This is a genomic window from Bradyrhizobium sp. Kon69, assembly GCF_055807515.1.
In genome coordinates this window covers 68791-86774 of record NZ_JBVVOS010000006.1, presented here as the reverse complement: position 1 = coordinate 86774, position 17984 = coordinate 68791, and the positions used below count along the sequence as shown (strand labels likewise).

The 17984-nt window shown below is 60.8% G+C and carries 14 protein-coding genes and 2 pseudogenes; all 16 read left to right on the top strand.

All coding sequences use genetic code 11. The features are described 5' to 3' along the window. The first annotated feature begins 104 nt into the window (after positions 1–104). Positions 105–767: a response regulator gene (locus AC0L3U_RS10265; protein ID WP_473287386.1), complete on the top strand. Its 663-nt coding sequence runs from the start codon at positions 105–107 to the stop codon at positions 765–767. After that, a complete protein-coding gene (locus tag AC0L3U_RS10260; protein WP_473361660.1) occupies positions 767–2194 on the top strand; it encodes a sensor histidine kinase in 1428 nt (475 codons plus the stop codon). The genes AC0L3U_RS10265 and AC0L3U_RS10260 overlap by 1 nt, the downstream gene beginning before the upstream one ends. Positions 2195–2274: 80 nt before the next feature. Next, the gene (locus AC0L3U_RS10255; RefSeq protein ID WP_473361659.1) at positions 2275–3351 is read left to right on the top strand and encodes an ABC transporter substrate-binding protein; all 1077 of its coding nucleotides are present in this window, start codon (positions 2275–2277) and stop codon (positions 3349–3351) included. 277 nt (positions 3352–3628) lie between these two features. After that, positions 3629–4936, top strand: a complete 1308-nt coding sequence (gene tcuC / locus AC0L3U_RS10250; RefSeq protein WP_473346764.1) for a tricarballylate/proton symporter TcuC — start codon at positions 3629–3631, stop codon at positions 4934–4936. 71 nt (positions 4937–5007) lie between these two features. Then, a complete protein-coding gene (locus AC0L3U_RS10245) occupies positions 5008–5805 on the top strand; it encodes a substrate-binding domain-containing protein (RefSeq protein ID WP_473361658.1) in 798 nt (265 codons plus the stop codon). Positions 5806–5840: 35 nt separating this feature from the next. After that, entirely contained in the window at positions 5841–7163 is a 1323-nt protein-coding gene (locus AC0L3U_RS10240) for an MFS transporter (RefSeq protein WP_473361657.1), read from the top strand. Next, the gene (locus AC0L3U_RS10235; protein WP_473361656.1) at positions 7069–8265 is read left to right on the top strand and encodes an isocitrate/isopropylmalate dehydrogenase family protein; all 1197 of its coding nucleotides are present in this window, start codon (positions 7069–7071) and stop codon (positions 8263–8265) included. Before AC0L3U_RS10240 ends, AC0L3U_RS10235 begins: the two co-directional genes overlap by 95 nt. Before the next feature lie 74 nt (positions 8266–8339). After that, on the top strand, positions 8340–9998 hold the full coding sequence (locus tag AC0L3U_RS10230) for an acetolactate synthase large subunit (protein WP_027569375.1): 1659 nt from the start codon (positions 8340–8342) through the stop codon (positions 9996–9998). Between the two features lie 72 nt (positions 9999–10070). Further along, the gene (locus AC0L3U_RS10225; protein WP_473361655.1) at positions 10071–10439 is read left to right on the top strand and encodes a phasin family protein; all 369 of its coding nucleotides are present in this window, start codon (positions 10071–10073) and stop codon (positions 10437–10439) included. Positions 10440–10580: 141 nt separating this feature from the next. Continuing rightward, positions 10581–11185, top strand: a pseudogene (locus AC0L3U_RS10220) (adenylate kinase). Beyond that, positions 11182–12354, top strand: coding sequence for an iron-containing alcohol dehydrogenase (locus AC0L3U_RS10215; RefSeq protein ID WP_473361654.1), 1173 nt, complete (start codon positions 11182–11184; stop codon positions 12352–12354). The pseudogene AC0L3U_RS10220 and the gene AC0L3U_RS10215 overlap by 4 nt, the downstream one beginning before the upstream one ends. Positions 12355–12449: 95 nt before the next feature. Next, positions 12450–13052 (top strand): poly(R)-hydroxyalkanoic acid synthase subunit PhaE, encoded by a 603-nt coding sequence (locus AC0L3U_RS10210; protein WP_473361653.1) that lies wholly within the window; start codon positions 12450–12452, stop codon positions 13050–13052. Then, positions 13049–14170: a class III poly(R)-hydroxyalkanoic acid synthase subunit PhaC gene (gene phaC / locus AC0L3U_RS10205; RefSeq protein ID WP_473361652.1), complete on the top strand. Its 1122-nt coding sequence runs from the start codon at positions 13049–13051 to the stop codon at positions 14168–14170. Before AC0L3U_RS10210 ends, phaC begins: the two co-directional genes overlap by 4 nt. Beyond that, positions 14170–16092 carry an acyl CoA:acetate/3-ketoacid CoA transferase gene (locus AC0L3U_RS10200; protein WP_473361651.1) on the top strand — a complete coding sequence of 641 codons (1923 nt, stop codon included), beginning with the start codon at positions 14170–14172 and terminating at the stop codon, positions 16090–16092. The genes phaC and AC0L3U_RS10200 overlap by 1 nt, the downstream gene beginning before the upstream one ends. Positions 16093–16096: 4 nt before the next feature. After that, positions 16097–17026, top strand: a complete 930-nt coding sequence (locus tag AC0L3U_RS10195) for an alpha/beta fold hydrolase (RefSeq protein ID WP_473361650.1) — start codon at positions 16097–16099, stop codon at positions 17024–17026. 56 nt (positions 17027–17082) lie between these two features. Beyond that, positions 17083–17596, top strand: a pseudogene (locus AC0L3U_RS10190) (aldehyde dehydrogenase family protein); the annotation flags it as partial. Positions 17597–17984 lie beyond the last annotated feature (388 nt).

Sequence of the window (17984 nt, the reverse complement as noted above, 5' to 3'; positions counted from 1 at the left end):
CTAGTATCCGCGAGGAAGCTCCGATTTGATCTTTCGATACTGTCCTTCTAGCCTCACGGTGACGTCTCCCTCGCACGGGTGGTGCGAACGCAAGGGCTTGTTCTGTGAGGATTCTGATTGTCGAGGACGATGCCGCCATGGCGCGGGGCCTTGCCGAGCGGCTCAAGCTGTCCGGGTTCGCCGTCGATATCGAGGCTGACGGGGCCTCGGCGGCGCAGACCGCGTTGCTGGAACCCTACAGCCTCATCATCCTGGACATCAACTTGCCGAACGTGTCGGGTTTCGGAGTCCTGCACAAGATACGGCAGGCGGGGTCAACCGTTCCGGTCATGATTTTGACTGCCCGTTATACGGTCGGCGACAAGGTCAGCGGGCTCGATCTCGGCGCCGACGATTACCTCTCCAAGCCGTTTGATATCGCCGAGTTTGATGCCCGCGTCCGTGCGCTCGTGAGAAGGGGGCAGGGGCTGCCCAATCCGACCTTGATCTGTGGCCCGCTCGCGTACGACCGCGCCGCGGGCACGATTACGCTGAGCGGCCGGCCGCTTGAGTTGCGACGGCGCGAGTTTGCCGTGTTGGAAGTGCTGATGACCCGCGCCGGCAAAGTCGTGTCCAAGGAGCGTCTGATCGCGGAGGTATTTGGCTTCGACGAGGCGGTAGCGCCGAACGCGGCGGAACTCTATGTTGGTCGCGTTCGCCAGAAACTCGGTCCCGACGGGCCGCGGATCCGCACCGTCCGCGGGCTAGGGTATCTGCTGGAGGTATAGTGATCGCCACCTGGCGGCCGTCGTTGAGGCGAACGCTCCTCACCAATCTGGTGGCGCCCGCCATTGTATTGGCGATCGTGCTTGGAATCGGCGGCATGTTGCTGATCCAGCGCGTTGTCCAGACAGTCCATGACCGGTTGCTCGATGGGTCGGTTCTCGCCATCGCCGAACGTGTCGGCGTGGAAGATGGCGAACTGACCGTCGACTTGCCGCAGGTTGCGCTCGGCATGCTGGAAAGCCAGTCGCACGATAGCATTTACTACAGCGTGACTTACCTCGGCGAATTGATCACCGGGTACAAGGATCTTCCATTGGCGGGCTTCGATCGATTGAAGGCTGGCGAAACCGGCCATCGAGATGGTGCGTATCGCGGCAAGACGGTTCGTATCGGCGCGCAGGCGCGGCAGGTCTACGGCAGGCCAGGGCTGGTCCTCGTCGCAGTGGCCGAAACGGTGCAGGCCCGCCGCGTCGTCGAACGTGAAATGCTGATCGGACTGGCGATGCTCGAGGCCGGGTTGATTAGCCTCATCGCTTGCCTCGGCTGGTACGCGGTCGATCGAGGCCTGAGGCCGCTTGGCGAACTCAAGCAAGAAATCGACGCGCGCGGTATTCAGGGCGGTCCGAATCTCAGTCCGCTCGACCTTTCCCGGGTGCCGCAGGAAGCTTTAGCACCGGCGCTTGCGGTAAATTCCCTGCTACAGCGGCTGGATCTGGCCATTGGACTGGTGCGCCGGTTCACCGCCGATGCCTCGCATCAGATGCGAACGCCGTTGGCGATATTGCGGACGCATCTCGATCTGGTGCGACGCCTGGGGTCGGAGACGCCGGCGGGCCAATCTGCTCTCAACGAGGTCGATAACGCCATCAACCGCCTTGAACGGCTGCTCGGGCAGCTCGTGACACTGGCGCGGGCCGACGAGCAGAACATTGCGCAACCGGCCGCGGAGAACGTCGACCTGAACGAGGTCGCCTTCAATGTCCTGTCGGAGCGAGCCCCCCAGGCTTTCGCGCGCGATATCGACGTCCAGTTCGATCGATTTGACGGTCCCGCGGTCATCGCCGGCAATACCGTCCTGATTGGCGAATTGCTGGCAAACCTGATCGACAATGCCATCCGCTACAACCGACCCGGCGGGTTGGTCCTGGTTCGCGCGGTTGTTGACGCCACGACCGCGCGGATTGAAGTCGAGGATACCGGTCCGGGAATTCCGGAGGCCCATCTGGCCCGTGTGTTCGAACGCTTTTATCGGATTCCGATGGCGAACGGCCCTGAGGGCAGCGGCCTTGGACTGGCCATCGTGAAAGCGTTGTCGGACCGTCTCGGGGCTCATATCGTGCTTGCACCTGGCCCGGAAGGCCGGGGCCTGCGGGTTTCCGTGAGCTTTCCTCTTGCCAAGCGTGATGGTGAAAGCTCAAGTTGGGCCTGATTGTGCGCTGCTGTAGAAGTGGCTGCAGTCCTGAACAAACTAAAGTCCGCAAAGCGGCTCATCGACGAGGAAACGTCACGATGGGGGCTGCCAAAGCCTTGGCCTTGTGCGTTGGAATCTTGCTGGCGTGGCCTGCCATGTCGGAGCAGGCGCAGCTCGGCCCTCTCAAAGGGCAAGCATCCGCTACCGCCGGAGCTCGAGAGCAACTCAACATCGTATCGACGACCCAGGACGCGGACGTCGCCGACCTGCTTGCCGATTTCCGGGCAGGCCATCCGGGCATCGAGATCGTCCATACAAAGATCAACTCGAACGATATCTACAATCAAGTCGTGGATCCCTCGACTTCCAGCGCAGCACCCGGAGACATTGTCTGGAGCTCCGCGATGGATCTGCAGATCAAGCTCGTCAACGACGGCTATGCTCAACCCTATGTGTCGAAGGAAATTGCGCATATCCCGGATTGGGCCATCTGGAAAGATGAAGCCTATGCCATCACGGCGGAGCCGATTGTCATTGTTTATAACAAGAACCTCGTTGCGGAGTCCGACGTTCCCCGAACCCGCGCTGATCTGAAGAGCCTTCTAAGCCGAAAGCCTGACACCTATCGGGGCAAGATCGCAACCTATGACCCGGAGCAGAGCGGGACCGGATTCCTGTTCATCACGCGCGATGCCGGAATCACCAGGACGACGTGGGATTTGGTCCGTGCCTTCGGCGGCGCCGGTATCAAGCTCTACTCGACCACCGGAACGGTGCTTGATCGAATTTCATCCGGCGAGCATCTGATTGCCTACAATATGATAGGGTCTTACGCGATCGAACGGGCCAAGGAAGATGCCTCAATCGGAATAGTGTTTCCTGCCGACTACATCACCTTGATGTCGCGCATAGCCTTCATACCGGTCACCGCGCCGCACCCGGAATCCGCGAAACTGTTTCTTGATTACTTGCTTTCGGAGCGCGGCCAGAAATTTCTCCTGGCCCGGTCGGTCGGTCCTGTGCGCCTCGGTCTCGGTGCGGAAGGTGTGATACCTGCGGATCGCAGCAACGCGGTCAAGCCGATCCATATTGGTGCGGAATTGCTCACCTATCTCGATCAAGCAAAACGAGCGAGCTTTCTCAAAGAGTGGCGCCGCGCATTGCAGGATCGATAGAAATCCACGGATTTGGATTTCGAACGGAATAACATCCGAGAGAAACCCCATATCTGCCGGCTCGCCAAGCGCACCGTCTTCACTCCGACTTCGACCAGATTTTCCTGCAGGGTGCATCAGCGACAGGTTGGTGACAGGCAGCTGATATACGGTGGGGCAGCCTAGCTTGAACGATAGCGCCTCGCGTATCGGTCAATCCGGCCGCGATCAAGTTTGCAACACCTGCCAGACGGGTGAACAAGACAAAGAATCACAAACGATAAAAAGGGAGGACGGCATGACGGCTACCACCGGACAGTCGAAGCTTGGCATGGTGCTCCGCGTCACCAGTGGCAACTTTCTTGAGATGTTCGATTTCTTTCTGTCAGGCGTCTACGCGTCGTACATCGCCAAAGCATTCTTCCCGCTGGAAAATGAATACGCGTCACTGCTGCTGACCTTTGTCGCGTTTGGCGCAGGCTTTCTGATGCGTCCGCTCGGCGCCATCATCCTCGGCGCCTACGTGGATCGGATCGGCCGGCGCCAAGGCCTGATCGTTACATTGTCCATCATGGCTGCCGGGACGGTGCTCATCGCGTTCGTGCCAAGTTATGCAACCATTGGCATATTGGCCCCGATTCTCGTCTTGATTGGACGCCTGCTGCAGGGCTTCTCGGCTGGCGTCGAGCTTGGTGGTGTTTCCGTCTATCTCTCGGAAATGGCCACACCGGGAAAGAAGGGTTTTTACGCCAGCTGGCAATCGGCAAGTCAACAGGTCGCGATCATCGTCTCGGCCTCGCTGGGTTTCGCTCTGAATGCTTGGCTTGCACCGGCGCAGCTTGACGATTGGGGCTGGCGCATTCCGTTCTTCATCGGCTGCCTGATCGTTCCTTTCGTATTCTTTATTCGACGCTCGCTGCAGGAAACCGATGAATTCCTGGCGCGGAAGCATCATCCGACACCCCGCGAGATCTATCGCTCCATCCTCGCAAACTGGAGCATTGTTCTTGCCGGGATGATGATGGTGATCATGACCACGGTGTCGTTCTACCTCATTACCGTCTACACGCCGACGTTCGGCAAATCGGTCCTCAAGCTGACCGCGGCTGACGGCCTGATCGTGACGATTTGCGTGGGAATATCGAACTTCATCTGGCTTCCCATCATGGGCTCGTTGTCCGATCGGATTGGTCGTCGGCCGATCCTCATCGCCTTTTCGACTTTGGCATTTCTGACTGCATATCCCGCGCTTTCCTGGTTGGCCGCCGGCCCGACATTCCCGAAGATGTTGACGGTCCTGCTTTGGTTGTCTTTCATCTACGCCAGCTACAACGGCGCGATGATCGTCGCATTGACCGAAGTCATGCCGGTGGGTGTACGAACGTCGGGATTCTCCCTCGCCTATAGTCTGGCAACGACGTTCGGTGGGTTTACGGCAGCGATCTGCACCTGGCTGATCGCTGCCACTGGTGACAATGCGTCGCCGGGATATTGGATGAGCGCGGCAGCACTCTGTGGTCTGGCCGGGACGTACCTCGTTTACAGGCCGCAGGAACGACGCGCGCTATCCGGGGCCAATTCGGCCGAGACGGTGATAGGGACGTGACCACCAAAGTACTCGATGACGTCGACCGTCATCGAGCAAGCACAGTCCCCGAATAATTGCATCGAAGGAAATTGCCGATGACAATCGTCGTGCGCAGGCTAGTTGCGCTGAGCTTGCTGATTGTTTTGACGGCCGCGGCGGGACTAGCCGGGGCGTCCGAGGTCAGGGTCATGATCTCGGGAGGCTTGGCGACGCCTTATAAGGAACTCGTACCGCAATTTGAACGCGCGACGGGAAACACGGTCGTCACGGCCTATGGCCCTTCGATGGGTAGGACGGAGAATGCCATCCCCGTGCGACTGGCACGCGGGGAGGCAGCGGACGTGCTCATCATGGTCGGCGACGCGCTTGGCGAAATGATCGAGCAGGGCAGGGCGGTCGGAACCAGCCGGGTCGACCTGGTACGCTCGCCGATCGGGATCGCGGTACGCGCCGGCACGCCAAAGCCTGACATCGGTACGCCTGATGCATTGAAACAGGCACTGTTGAACGCGAAGTCGGTCGCGTACTCCGATAGCGCCAGCGGCGTCTATGTCGGCAACGAGCTGTTCAAGCGTCTCGGGATTGCCGCCGAGATGAAGGCCAAAGCCAAAATGATTCCGGCTGAGCCGGTCGCGAGTGTTGTTGCGCGCGGTGACGCCGAACTCGGCTTTCAACAGATCAGTGAGCTTCTGCCGATCGCTGGAGCCGATCTTGTCGGGCCGCTCCCGCCAGACGTCCAGAAAATCACGATCTTTTCTGCAGGCATAACCTCCAGTGCCAGTCAGCCGGAAGCCGGACGGGCTCTCATTGCCTTCCTCGCTTCAGCTGCAGCCGCTCCGACCCCGAAAAAAGCGGGTCTCGATCCCTTCGCGGCATCGGAAAAATAGACCGGCTTCAGATCTGCGGGAGGAGAGAGGACGCCATGACTTCAACTGCTGCGCGGCCATCGCACATTGAAAAGGAAACGATGCGGAAGGTGACGTTCCGCATCATTCCCTTCCTGATGGTCTGTTACTTCATCGCGTTCGTCGACCGCGTCAACGCCGGTTTCGCCGCGCTGCAAATGAACCAGGATATCGGCCTCTCGTCGGCCGCGTTCGGCCTCGGAGGAGGGCTGTTCTACATCACCTATGTCCTTTGCGAGGTGCCGAGCAATCTGGCGATGGAGAAGGTGGGAGCCCGGCTCTGGATCGCGCGGATCATGATCACATGGGGCATCGTCGCCGCATGCATGGCGCTGGTGGTGGGGCCAAACTCGTTTTATCTCGTGCGAATGCTGCTGGGGGCTGCCGAGGCAGGGTTCTTTCCGGGCGTCATTCTCTACTTGACCTATTGGTTTCCCGCCGAATACCGCGGCCGGATCGTCGCGATCTTCATGGTTGCGATTCCGATCTCGAGTTTCCTCGGCTCGCCGATTTCCGCCTCGTTGCTGCAGCTTGAGGGATATCTCGGCTATCACGGCTGGCAGTGGATGTTCGTGCTGGAGGCAGTACCTGCGGTACTTCTCGGCATCGCCTCGTTCTTCGTGCTGCCCAACGGGCCTGCCAATGCGCGATGGCTCACCGATGCGCAGCGCAACTGGCTGGCCAATCGACTGGCCGCCGACACTTCTTCGCCGAAAAAGGCCGCGGCGCATTTGTCGCTTTGGCAGGTCGTGTCGAACAAATATGTTCTCGCCGCCTCGCTGATCTATGCCGGCGCGTCCGGCTCGAGCCAGGTTCTTTCGCTGTGGCAGCCCCAGATCATCAAGTCGTTCGGCCTGAGCAACATGGAAACCGGATTGGTCAATTCCATCCCGTTCGGAATTGCATCGGTGCTGATGGTGCTCTGGGGCCGGAATTCGGATCGCACGCGCGAGCGAACCTGGCACACCGCGATTCCGCTGCTGCTTTTGGCGATCAGCCTTTCGGTCGCTCCATTCACCAGCGCGCTGCTTCCGGTCGTCCTGTTGCTGTGTGTCTCCGTCACGGCCACCTACATCGTCAAGGGGCCGTTCTGGGCGCTTGCCACGGAATGGATGTCGGCTGGCGTTGCCGCCGCTGCGATCGCCCAGGTCAACGCGATCGGAAACATCGGCGGATTTCTGGGGAGCTATCTTCTTGGCGTGATCAAGGACGCTACCGGCAGCTACTCACTGGGGCTGTTGCCGCTTGCCGCTCTGTCCGGCGCGGGGTGCATCATGGTGCTGGCGCTGGGCCGAAATCCGCAACGCCACGCCGAGACCGTGCAGGAGCAGGTCCATTGAACGAGGGGGCCAACGTTTCGAAGGACGCCGGCTGAAAACGCCGTTTCATTCATGGGGATTTGCGATGACCACAGCTAAATCACTGCAGAAGCGGCCCGCTACGCTCATTCCAGGCGATGGTATCGGCCCCGAGATCGTGAAATCGGCCGTCGACATTCTCGAAGCGCTCGGCTCTCCGTTCGAATGGGACATCCAACAGGGTGGCTTGGCCGCGATCGAGGAAAGCCGCGATCCCTTGCCGCAGGCGACGCTGGACAGCATCCGGCGCACGCGGCTCGCCCTGAAGGGCCCGCTAACGACGCCGGTGGGGGGAGGATTCCGGTCGATCAATGTTCGTCTGCGCGAAGAATTCGGCCTTTACGCCAATTTGCGGCCGGTTCGCAGCATGGTTCCCGGAGGACGATTCGACGAAATCGATATCGTGCTGGTGCGAGAGAATCTCGGCGGGCTCTATGTCGCTTTCGAACATTATATCCCGATCGGGGAAGATCCGCACGCGGTGGCTATTTCGACCGGGGTCAATACCCGCGAAGGATCGCGCAAGATCATCGAATTCGCATTCGACTACGCGCTCAAAAACGGTCGCAAGAAGGTGACCGTCGTGCACAAGGCTAACGTCCTGAAGGCGCTGACCGGCATCTTTCTTGAGGTCGGTCACGAGGTTGCAAAGAAATACGAGGGCAGGGTCAAAATGGACGATCGCATCGTCGATGCCACGGCGATGCAGCTCGTCATGAATCCCTGGCAGTTCGACGTCATCGTCACCACCAATTTGTTCGGCGACATCCTGTCCGATCAGCTCGCCGGGTTGGTCGGCGGTCTCGGCATGGCTCCCGGTGCCAACATTGGACCGGATGCGGCCATCTTCGAGGCCGTGCACGGCTCGGCGCCGGATATCGCCGGCAAGGGAATCGCCAATCCGCTCGCTTTGCTGCTGGCGGTCGGGCTGATGCTGGAGCACATTGATCAGCCTGATCTTGCGAACCGTCTCAGAACGGCGATTGATCAGGTTTTACGGAAGGACGGAGTTCGTACTCCGGATCTTGGGGGTAAAGCATCCACCACCGATTTCACCCAAAGCATCATTCGTCGGTTGGGATAACCGGCAACTGGGAGAGCCGTCCTCGCTTGAGCACGATTGGTGCCACCTCGTTACCGCAAGATCAGGAGAATAAGATGCCGAAGGGTTCAGATTTATTGGTTGCCGCACTCGAGAACGAGGGCGTCGACCGGATTTTCGGCGTTCCCGGTGAAGAGAACCTCGATGTCGTGGAAAGCCTGCGCAACTCGTCGATCAAGCTGATCCTGACACGCCATGAGCAGGGCGCGGCCTTCATGGCCGCGACTTATGGACGACTGACCGGCAAACCCGGCGTGTGCATCACCACGCTGGGCCCGGGCGCATTGAACCTGACGACTGGCGCCGCCTATGCGCTGCTCGGCGCTATGCCCATGATCATGCTCACGGGCCAGAAGGGCATCATGAGCAGCCGGCAGGCCAAATTCCAGATCGTTGACGTGGTCAGCGCTTTCAAGCCGTTGACCAAGCTGTCGCTCCAGATCGTCAGCACGACCAGCATTCCGACGATTGTTCGCGATGCCTTCCGGATCGCCATGGAAGAACGCCCGGGTCCGGTGCTGCTCGAATTGCCGGAGGACATCGCCGGCGAAGAATCCGAGGATGTCGCGATGGTGGCGCAGCATCCGATCGAGATCCCGGTCGCCCATCGTGCCTCGCTGGACCGCGCCGCCGACATGATCCTCAAGGCCAAGCGGCCATTGATCATGCTCGGTGCCGCGGCATCCCGGCCGCGGAGCACGGCGGGCATCGGCGGCTTTGTCCGCCGCACGCAGATTCCGTTCTTCACGACGCAAATGGGTAAGGGGACCGTTCCCGGGGGCGGCAATCTCTATATGGGGACGGCGGCGCTCAGCGAACGTGACTACGTCCACGAGGCCGTTGATCGTGCCGACCTCATCATCGCGATCGGCCACGATACGATCGAGAAGCCGCCGTTCATCATGGGGCCGAAGGGGCCCCAGGTGATCCACGTCAGCTACACGCCGGCCAACGTGGAGCGGGTTTACTTTCCGCAATGCGAGGTGGTTGGCGATGTAGGGCCCAGCCTGGAACTGCTAGCGGATCGCGTGGAGGGTCGTCTGCACAACGCCGGCGCGTTGCTCGGGCTTCGCGAAGGCATTTTGAAGCGGATCACCGACCGCAATACCGAGGATCGCTGGCCGCCGACCCCGCAACGCATCGTGCACGATGTGCGAAAGGTCATTCCTGAGGACGGCATCGTCGCGCTGGATAACGGGATGTACAAGATTTGGTTCGCCCGCAACTACCGCACCTATGTGGCGAACACGCTGCTGCTGGACAATGCGCTGGCGACAATGGGCGCCGGGCTGCCATCCGCCATGATGGCGGCGATGCTGCATCCGGAACGTCGCGTGCTCGCGGTCTGCGGCGATGGCGGCTTCATGATGAATTCGCAGGAAATGGAAACCGCGGTTCGCCTCAAATTGAATCTCGTCGTGCTGATCCTCGAAGACTCTGCTTATGGCATGATCCGCTGGAAGCAGGCGGTCGACAGTTTCCCCGACTTTGGCCTGACGTTCGGCAATCCGGATTTCGTCAAATATGCCGAGAGCTACGGCGCGAAAGGCTCGCGAGTCGAAAGTACGGATTCGTTGATTCCGACACTCGAAAACGCGTTCAAGGGTGGCGGTGTGCACCTCGTCGTGGTGCCGATCGACTACAGCGAAAATACCCGCGTGCTGGTGGATGAACTTCGCGAGAAGCTGAAACAGGTCGTTGAGCCAACCGTGTGAGCCGTCGGCAGGGTCAATTGATGAGCTGAGCTGAAATTGGCGTGGTCGCAAGCGCCGGCAACGGAGAGTGCAATGAGTGAGCAGATCAACGAGCAGGCCGAGAAGATGCGGGAAATGGCGCAGACCACGCTCGATAAGGCGAAAGAGGCTGTGTCGAAGTACATAACCGAATCCCAGAAGTTGAGAGAGAAGGCCGATTCCAGCGTTCGCTCAACCTATTCGGCGGCGAAGGAGATGAACGAACGAGCAGTCGCGTTCGCCGAGGAAAATGTGGCTTCGGGCTTCGAGCTTGCGCAGCGGCTGTTGCATGCCAAGGACCCGCAGGAAATGGGTGCAGTTTATCAAAGCCATCTCAAGGAGCAGATGGAAAAAATGAACGCGCAGTTTCGCGAGCTTGCGAGTGCAATGGGCCAGCCGCTGACGGTTGACCTGAATAAGTAGGGCCGGTCGCCTCAGAGCGAAATCAAATCGCTTGATCACGGGATGCTGCCTGGACGCGGTCCGAGCGCGGACGGTCCGCGCCGGCTGATCGTCGAGGCGATCGCGCGGGCAAAGAGCTGAAACCGAGATATGGGCAGCGATATGAGACTGGTTCTGTTGGGGCCGCCAGGCGCAGGCAAGGGCACGCAGGCGACGAGGATCGTCACTCGATTTGCGATCCCGCAATTGTCGACCGGCGACATGCTGCGCCAGGCGGTCGCGGAAGGCACGGCTGCGGGATTGCGCGTCAAGCACATCATGGATCGCGGTGAACTTGTGCCCGACGACGTTGTGGTGTCCGTGATCGCCAACCGTATCGATCATTCCGACGCGGCAAACGGCTTTGTCCTTGACGGCTTCCCGCGCACGGTCGCCCAGGCCGAAGCGCTCGATCGGGAACTCGCTATCCGGGGCATCAAGCTCGACGCGATACTTGAGCTCGAGGTCGACGAAGATGCACTGCTCGAGCGCATCAAGGGGCGCGCCGACGAGGCGGCAAGCCGAGGCGCCGCGACGATAATCCCGAGGTCTTCAAGACCCGGCTCGACGTTTATCGCGAGCAAACCGCGCCGGTCACGGAATACTACCGGTCGCAGGGACTGCTCAATGTCGTCGACGGTTTGCAGCCGATTGACGCCGTGACCGAACAGCTCGCCGCGGCGCTTGCGGCACTAACGCCCGATCAGATCAGGAGTGATGTCAGATGAAAGCGTTTACCTTCCAGGCGCCGCCCAACATTCTGTTCGAGGCAGGCGCATCGAAGAAGCTGGCGGAGTTGGTCGCTGGATACGCGGCAAAACGTGTCCTGCTGGTTACGGATAAGGGCGTACGCAATGCCGGCCTTACGACAAACGCCGAGGCTGGCCTGATTGCCGGCGGCTGCGAACTGACAATATTCGAGGACGTGGAGGCGGATCCGCCGTCGCATATCATCGAGCGGGCGGTCGCACTTTGCCGTGACAAGGAAATCGAGCTGGTTGCCTCGATCGGCGGCGGCAGCGCGCTCGATACCGCGAAGTTGGTGGCCTATCTGGCCAAGACGCCTGATCGCCTCGAAGATATCTACGGCGTCGGCCTTGCGAAGGGCGAACGCCTTCCGCTGCTGCTGGTGCCGACAACGGCCGGAACGGGCTCGGAGGTGACACCGATCGCGATCGTCACCACGCCGACGACCGAGAAAAAGGGCGTCGTTGCGCCCCGCCTGCTTCCGGACTGGGCGATCCTTGATCCGGAGCTGACGCTCGGCCTGCCCGCGCATGTCGCCGCGGCGACCGGCATCGACGCCATGGTCCATGCGATCGAGGCCTATACCAGCAAGCACCGGAAGAATCCGATGTCGGACCAGTTGGCGCGGCAGGCTCTCGCCCTGCTGTCGGCGAATGTCCGGACGGTCTGTACGGACGGATCCAATCTGGAGGCGCGGTCGCAAATGCTGCTGGGCTCGATGCTGGCCGGCATGGCGTTCGCCAATTCCCCGGTCGCCGCCGTGCACGCGCTGGCCTATCCGATCGGCGCGCTGTTCCACGTGCCGCATGGCTTGTCGAACGCCTTGGTGCTGACCCAGGTGCTGCGGTTCAATTTGCGGGAGGCAGAAGGGCTCTACGCCGAACTGGCGCCGATCGTCGATCCCAAGTCGGAAGGAATGAGTGTCAGCCAGCGGGCACGGCTGTTCGTCGATGCAATCGCGGCGATCTGCCGGGATTGCAACGTGCCGGCCTCGCTGGCCGATGTCGGCATTGCGAGGGGCGACCTGAAGAAGCTCGCCGAGGACGCGATGAAGCAGACGCGGCTTCTCGTCAACAATCCCAGGGAATTGAGCTTCGACGATGCGTTGGCGATCTACACCGAGGCGTTCGGCAACCGTGCGGCGGCCTGAGCGGGGGACAAAGTGTGAGCAGCATGAGCGAGAACGACAAATAGACTTCCGCTGAGTCCGATCCCGGCCTGGAATGGGCGAAGCTTTGGCAGACGATGGCCGAATCCTCGAACCGCATGGTCGAGGCGTGGTCGGGATCGATGGCACCGTTCATGTTGGCGCGTTTGTCGGAAAAGCCGGGAGGTTTTGGCGACGGCAACGAATTGTCGGCAGCGATCGAGCGAATGGCGCAGGGGCCGCGGCTTGCCGACGTCTGGGACATCGACCGGAAAATGGCGTTGGCCTTTGGCGCTTGGATCGAGATGCGTCAGCGGCTTGCGAGCTACAATGCGGTCGCTGCCGCTCCATGGCCTGAAGCGTCGAAGCGGTTTTACGAGACGATGTCCGCAACCGGTAGCGGTGGCTCCCCGCATCCGGAGTGGCGCGAGGCGTTCGCCAAATGGAGCGAAATCTCCAACGAGGAACTGATCCGAAACCAGCGCACCGACGGGTTTTTGCAAGCTCAGAAAGAGCTACTCCAGGCGGGACTCAAATTGCGGAGCCGACAGGATGACGTGGCTGAGGCGGCGTCAGCCATGTTGGGCCTGCCGACTCGCAAGGACTTCGACGACGTGACGCGGCAATTGACCGAACTCCGCCGTGAAGTCCGCACGCTCAGCCGCCAGATGCGCGACCAGAAGAGCGAAGGCGCACGATGAGCGATCAAGAGGATCAGACCTCGCGCTTCGCCCGCGACATGGCGGCCAACGCCGAGAAAATGTTCAAGGCGACACAGCTGATCGCCAACACGCGGGATGAAGACGTCGCCATCGGTACGACGCCGAAGCATCTGGTCATGCGCCGCGACAAGGTCGAGCTGTTCCATTACGAGCCGATTGCGCAAGCCAGTGCGAAGACGCCCGTCCTTTTGGCCTACGGCCTGATCGGGCGGTACACCATGGCTGATTTACAGCCCGACCGCTCGCTGGTGCGCAGCCTACTCGCAAAAGGGCTCGATCTCTGGCTGATCGACTGGGGTCAGCCGGGCCGAACCGAGCGATGGCTGAAGATCGATGATTACGTCGATGACTACATCGATGCCGCGGTCGACCGCATCGCGCAGGAAACCGGCCATGACAAGATCACGCTGCTCGGCATCTGCGAAGGCGGCGTCTTTACGACGTGCTACGCCGCGCTGCATCCGGAGAAGGTGAAAAATCTCGTCATCACCATCACCCCGATCGACTTCCATGCCGACGTCAAGGACAAGGCCGCGCACCACGGCTTCCTCAATCTCTGGACCCGCAGCCTCGATCCGGATGACATCGACAAGCTGGTCGATACGTACGGCGTGCTGCCTGGCGAGTTCATGAGCTCGGTGTTCTCGATGATGACGCCGATGCGCTCGCTGACGAAGTACAATGTCGATCTCATCGACATCGTCGATGACGAGGCGAAGTTCATGAATTTCCTCCGCATGGAAAAGTGGCTCGCGGACCGTCCGCATCATCCTGGCGAAGCGGCGAAGCAGTGGCTGAAGGATCTCTACCAGGAGAACCGCCTGGTCGATGGCCGCTTTGAACTGTCCGGCCGTCGGGTCGATCTGAAGTCGATCACGGCTCCCGTGCTGAATGTTTTTGCGCTGGATGACCATATCATTCCGCCGGACTGCTCGCGCGCGCTCGGAGCGAAGATCGGCAGCACGGATTACACCGAAATTCCGCTGCCCGGCGGCCATGTCGGCCTGTTCGTCTCCAGCAAATCGCAGGGCAAGCTGAGCCAAGGCATTGCCGACTGGCTAATGGCCCGCGACGCCAATCCCGGAAGTGAAGCCTGATGCGCAACAAGATCGTCGACGCCGCCGAGGCGGTGGCCATCATCCGTTCCGGTGACACCGTCGCCTCGTCCGGCTTCGTCGGCGTGGGAACGCCTGACGAAATCATCAAGGCGCTGGAGCGGCGCTTCGTGCAGACCGGAGAGCCGCGGGACCTTTCGCTGGTGTTCGCGGCGGCGCCGGGGGACGGCGCCGATCGCGGCCTCAACCGTCTAGCGCATCCCGGCCTGATCAAACGCCTGGTCGGCGGACATTTCGGCCTGGTTCCGAAGCTCGCCCGGATGGCGGTCGACAATCACGTCGAAGCCTATAATTTGCCGCTCGGATGCGTATCGCATCTGTTTCGCGAAATTGCGGGGCGCAAGGCCGGGCTTCTCTCCAAGGTCGGGCTCGGCACCTTCGTCGACCCAGCCAATGGCGGCGGAAAGCTGAATGCGCGCACCACCGAAGAGCTGGTGCGGTTGATCGAAATCGACGGCGAACGATGGCTCTTCTACAAGGCATTTCCGATCAACGTTGCGATCATCAGAGGCACCACCGCCGACCACAACGGCAACATCTCGATGGAGAAAGAGGCGTTGACCCTCGACAATCTGGCGCTGGCAACGGCCGCCAAGAATTGCAAGGGGTTCGTCATCGCGCAGGTGGAGCGCATCGCCGCGTCCGGTTCGCTCAATCCGCGCCATGTCAAAATTCCGAGCGTCTTGATCGACTGCGTCGTCGTTGCCCAGCCCGAAAACCATGTCCAGACCTATGCCACCGGCTACAACGGCGCGTTCTCGGGCGAATTGCGCGCGCCGGCCGATCGCAATGTTCCGATGGCGCTGGACAACCGCAAGATCATTGCGCGCCGCTGCGCCCTGGAATTGCCGATGGGCGGCGTGGTCAATCTCGGCATCGGCATGCCCGAGGGCGTTGCGTCGGTTGCCGCCGAAGAGAAGCTGTTCGATTTTGTGACGCTGACTGCCGAGCCCGGCATCATCGGCGGTATTCCGCAAGGCGGCCTCGATTTCGGTGCTTCGATCAATGCAGAATCGATCATCGACCAGAACCAGATGTTCGATTTCTACGACGGCGGCGGGCTCGATCTGGCCTGTCTCGGCATGGCCCAGGTCAATGGCCGCGGCGACGTCAACGTCAGCCTGTTCAATGGCCGCCTGGCCGGCGCCGGCGGCTTCATCAACATATCCCAGAACGCGCGGCGGCTGATCTTCGCAGGCACCTTCACCACGGGTGGGCTCAAGACATCGGTCGCGGACGGTCAGCTCAAGATCCTCAGCGAAGGAAAATCATCGAAATTCATCGACAAGGTCGATCAGATCACGTTTTCGGGCAAGCTTGCCGCAACCAACAGGCAGCCGGTTCTCTATGTGACCGAGCGATGCGTGTTCAAGCTTACCCAGGAAGGTCTCGAACTAACGGAGATCGCGCCGGGTGTCGACATGGAGCGCGACATTCTCGCGCTGATGGGCTTTCGCCCCATCATCCAAGCGCCGAAATCTATGGATGTCTCGCTGTTCAGCGAAGCGCTGATGCAGCTCGACGACCGGCTACTGAACCGGCCGCTGGCGGAGCGGCTGTCATACGATGCCGATCGCAACACGCTGTTTCTCGGTCTCGACGGCTATCGGGTCCATAGAGATGCCGACGTCGAGGTAATCCGGGCGTCGATCCTCGAGCTCTTCCATCGTGTCGGACGCCGGTTTTCCGCAGTCGTCAATTACGATTCGTCTTACATCGCTCCCGACATGGCGGAGAAATGGTTTTCGATGGCCGCGGAGGTCGAGCGGACCTGCTACGATCATGCCTCGCGCTACACCACCAGCGCATTCATGCGCCTGAAGCTCGGCGATGCGCTCTCCCGCCGCGACGTCGCGCCGCATATCTTCGAAACCTCGGCCGACGCCCACCGGTTTGTCGAATAGACCGATGCGGCTGAAATCCACCGAGGTGCGCCCCGCGGATTGGCCTGAAGGACGGCAAATGGCGCCCGACCGTATCGGATCGGTGCGCGGGCTGACCCGCCGCAGCTTCCATCGCATCGCATTCACGGATTGGGGACCGGCGTCCGCGGTGCGGCCAGTACTCTGTGTCCACGGATTGACCAGAAACGGCCGGGACTTCGATCATCTCGCTGCAGTTCTCGCCAGCGCAGGCCGGCGTGTCATTTGCCCGGATTTGCCGGGCCGGGGACAAAGCGAGCGGCTGCAGGACAGCAGCGACTACGCGTTGCCGCAATATTGCAGCGATATGACAGTGCTGATGGCAGGCCTCGGTGCAACGGAGATCGACTGGGTCGGCACGTCGCTCGGTGGCCTGATCGGGATGGTGCTGGCCGCCCTTCCGGGCAGTCCGATCCGTCGCATCGTCATCAACGATATCGGACCGTATTTGCCCTGGGCCGGATTGCTTCGTCTCGGTGCCAATCTCAACGAGGCGCCCAAATCGTTTGAGACGATCGAACAGGCCGAAGGCTACTACCGGCGGGTTCTGGCGCCTTTCGGGCGATTGGAGGATGTGCACTGGCGGCATCTGACGACGCATAGTGTGATCTGGAGCGCGGAGGCGGGCTGCTTCAAGCCGCTGTGCGATCCGAACATCGCTCAGGCCTTCCGAAACCCCTGGCACTACAGCGTCGATCTCTGGAAATACTGGGATGCGATCGATGTCCCCATTCTTGTGATACGCGGGCAGCAATCGGATTTGCTTCCCGAAGCCGTCCTGAGGGACATGATGCGGCGCAATCGTAATGTCCGCGTCCACACCATTGCGGATTGCGGCCATGCGCCGGCCCTGATCGCTGACGACCAGATCGAGGTCGTTGCCACGTTCCTCAGCGGCGAGCGCGGAACGCTTTAAGCGGTTTTGCGCGGGTCGCGGACCGATTTACTCCATTCATTTTGGCTGTCTTCATCATGACTTCGAAACTCACGCTCCTGTTGCGCGATGCCTGTCCGGTGGCGGGTGCGTGGGTAGCTGGCGATAACGGCGCCACCATCGCAGTCGATAATCCCTCGACCGGCACCGTGGTCGGGCATGTTCCTAACATGGGATGGCCGCGACCCGGCGCGCGATCGAATTCGCCAACGCCGTGCTACCGGCGTGGCGCGCCCGGACCGCGAAAGAGCGCGCCGTGATCCTGCGACGCTGGTTCGATCTGATCATGGCGAACCAGGACGATCTCAGCGCAATCATGACGGCGGAGCAGGGGAAACCGCTTGCTGAAGCCAAAGGCGAGATCGCGTATGCCGAAGCGTCATCGAGCGGTTCGGCGAGGAGGCAAAACGCATCTATGGCGATACGATTCCAGGCTTCACGGGCGACCGCCGCATCATCGTGCTGAAGCAGCCGATCGGCGTTTGTGCCGCAATCATCCCGTGGAATTTCCCGGCCGGGATGATCACCCGCAAGGCCGGCTCGGCGCTTGCTCGTTGCAGGTGAGCTGAGCAATCAGCTGAGCCAGACGATTGATCCAGTTTGGTCAGGCCGTTCACCTTCTATTGAGGCGCTTCCTCAATCACGCTGAAACTGGCCCATCATCGATCTCTCACGGATGAGCTTGATCGATACGGATCTCGTTGCGGAAGACGATTTTATTCCGGTTGAATGCTTGAGCTTCTCCCGTTTTTCATCTCGCCGCTCGCTAGCGCGAGTAAGTGGGTGGAAGATGTTTTCGAGCGGCCATTCTTCGCTGTCCTTGCGCTGTCGGAAAGTCTCAGCCACATAACGGGCTTGCGGTGGACTTGGACGCGTCAGTTTCCCGATGCCATTGAGAGAGGGTCGCCACGCGTGTGCACTCCGGCTTTCGTTTGCACTA

What these genes read in the sequence shown, in the direction of transcription:
- AC0L3U_RS10195 (WP_473361650.1), top strand. Translation starts at nt 16,097, where the DNA reads ATGCGGCTGAAATCCACCGAGGTGCGCCCCGCGGATTGGCCTGAAGGA.
- AC0L3U_RS10210 (WP_473361653.1), top strand. Translation starts at nt 12,450, where the DNA reads ATGGCCGAATCCTCGAACCGCATGGTCGAGGCGTGGTCGGGATCGATG.
- AC0L3U_RS10215 (WP_473361654.1), top strand. Translation starts at nt 11,182, where the DNA reads ATGAAAGCGTTTACCTTCCAGGCGCCGCCCAACATTCTGTTCGAGGCA.
- phaC (WP_473361652.1), top strand. Translation starts at nt 13,049, where the DNA reads ATGAGCGATCAAGAGGATCAGACCTCGCGCTTCGCCCGCGACATGGCG.
- AC0L3U_RS10255 (WP_473361659.1), top strand. Translation starts at nt 2,275, where the DNA reads ATGGGGGCTGCCAAAGCCTTGGCCTTGTGCGTTGGAATCTTGCTGGCG.
- AC0L3U_RS10200 (WP_473361651.1), top strand. Translation starts at nt 14,170, where the DNA reads ATGCGCAACAAGATCGTCGACGCCGCCGAGGCGGTGGCCATCATCCGT.
- AC0L3U_RS10240 (WP_473361657.1), top strand. Translation starts at nt 5,841, where the DNA reads ATGACTTCAACTGCTGCGCGGCCATCGCACATTGAAAAGGAAACGATG.
- tcuC (WP_473346764.1), top strand. Translation starts at nt 3,629, where the DNA reads ATGACGGCTACCACCGGACAGTCGAAGCTTGGCATGGTGCTCCGCGTC.
- AC0L3U_RS10225 (WP_473361655.1), top strand. Translation starts at nt 10,071, where the DNA reads ATGAGTGAGCAGATCAACGAGCAGGCCGAGAAGATGCGGGAAATGGCG.
- AC0L3U_RS10230 (WP_027569375.1), top strand. Translation starts at nt 8,340, where the DNA reads ATGCCGAAGGGTTCAGATTTATTGGTTGCCGCACTCGAGAACGAGGGC.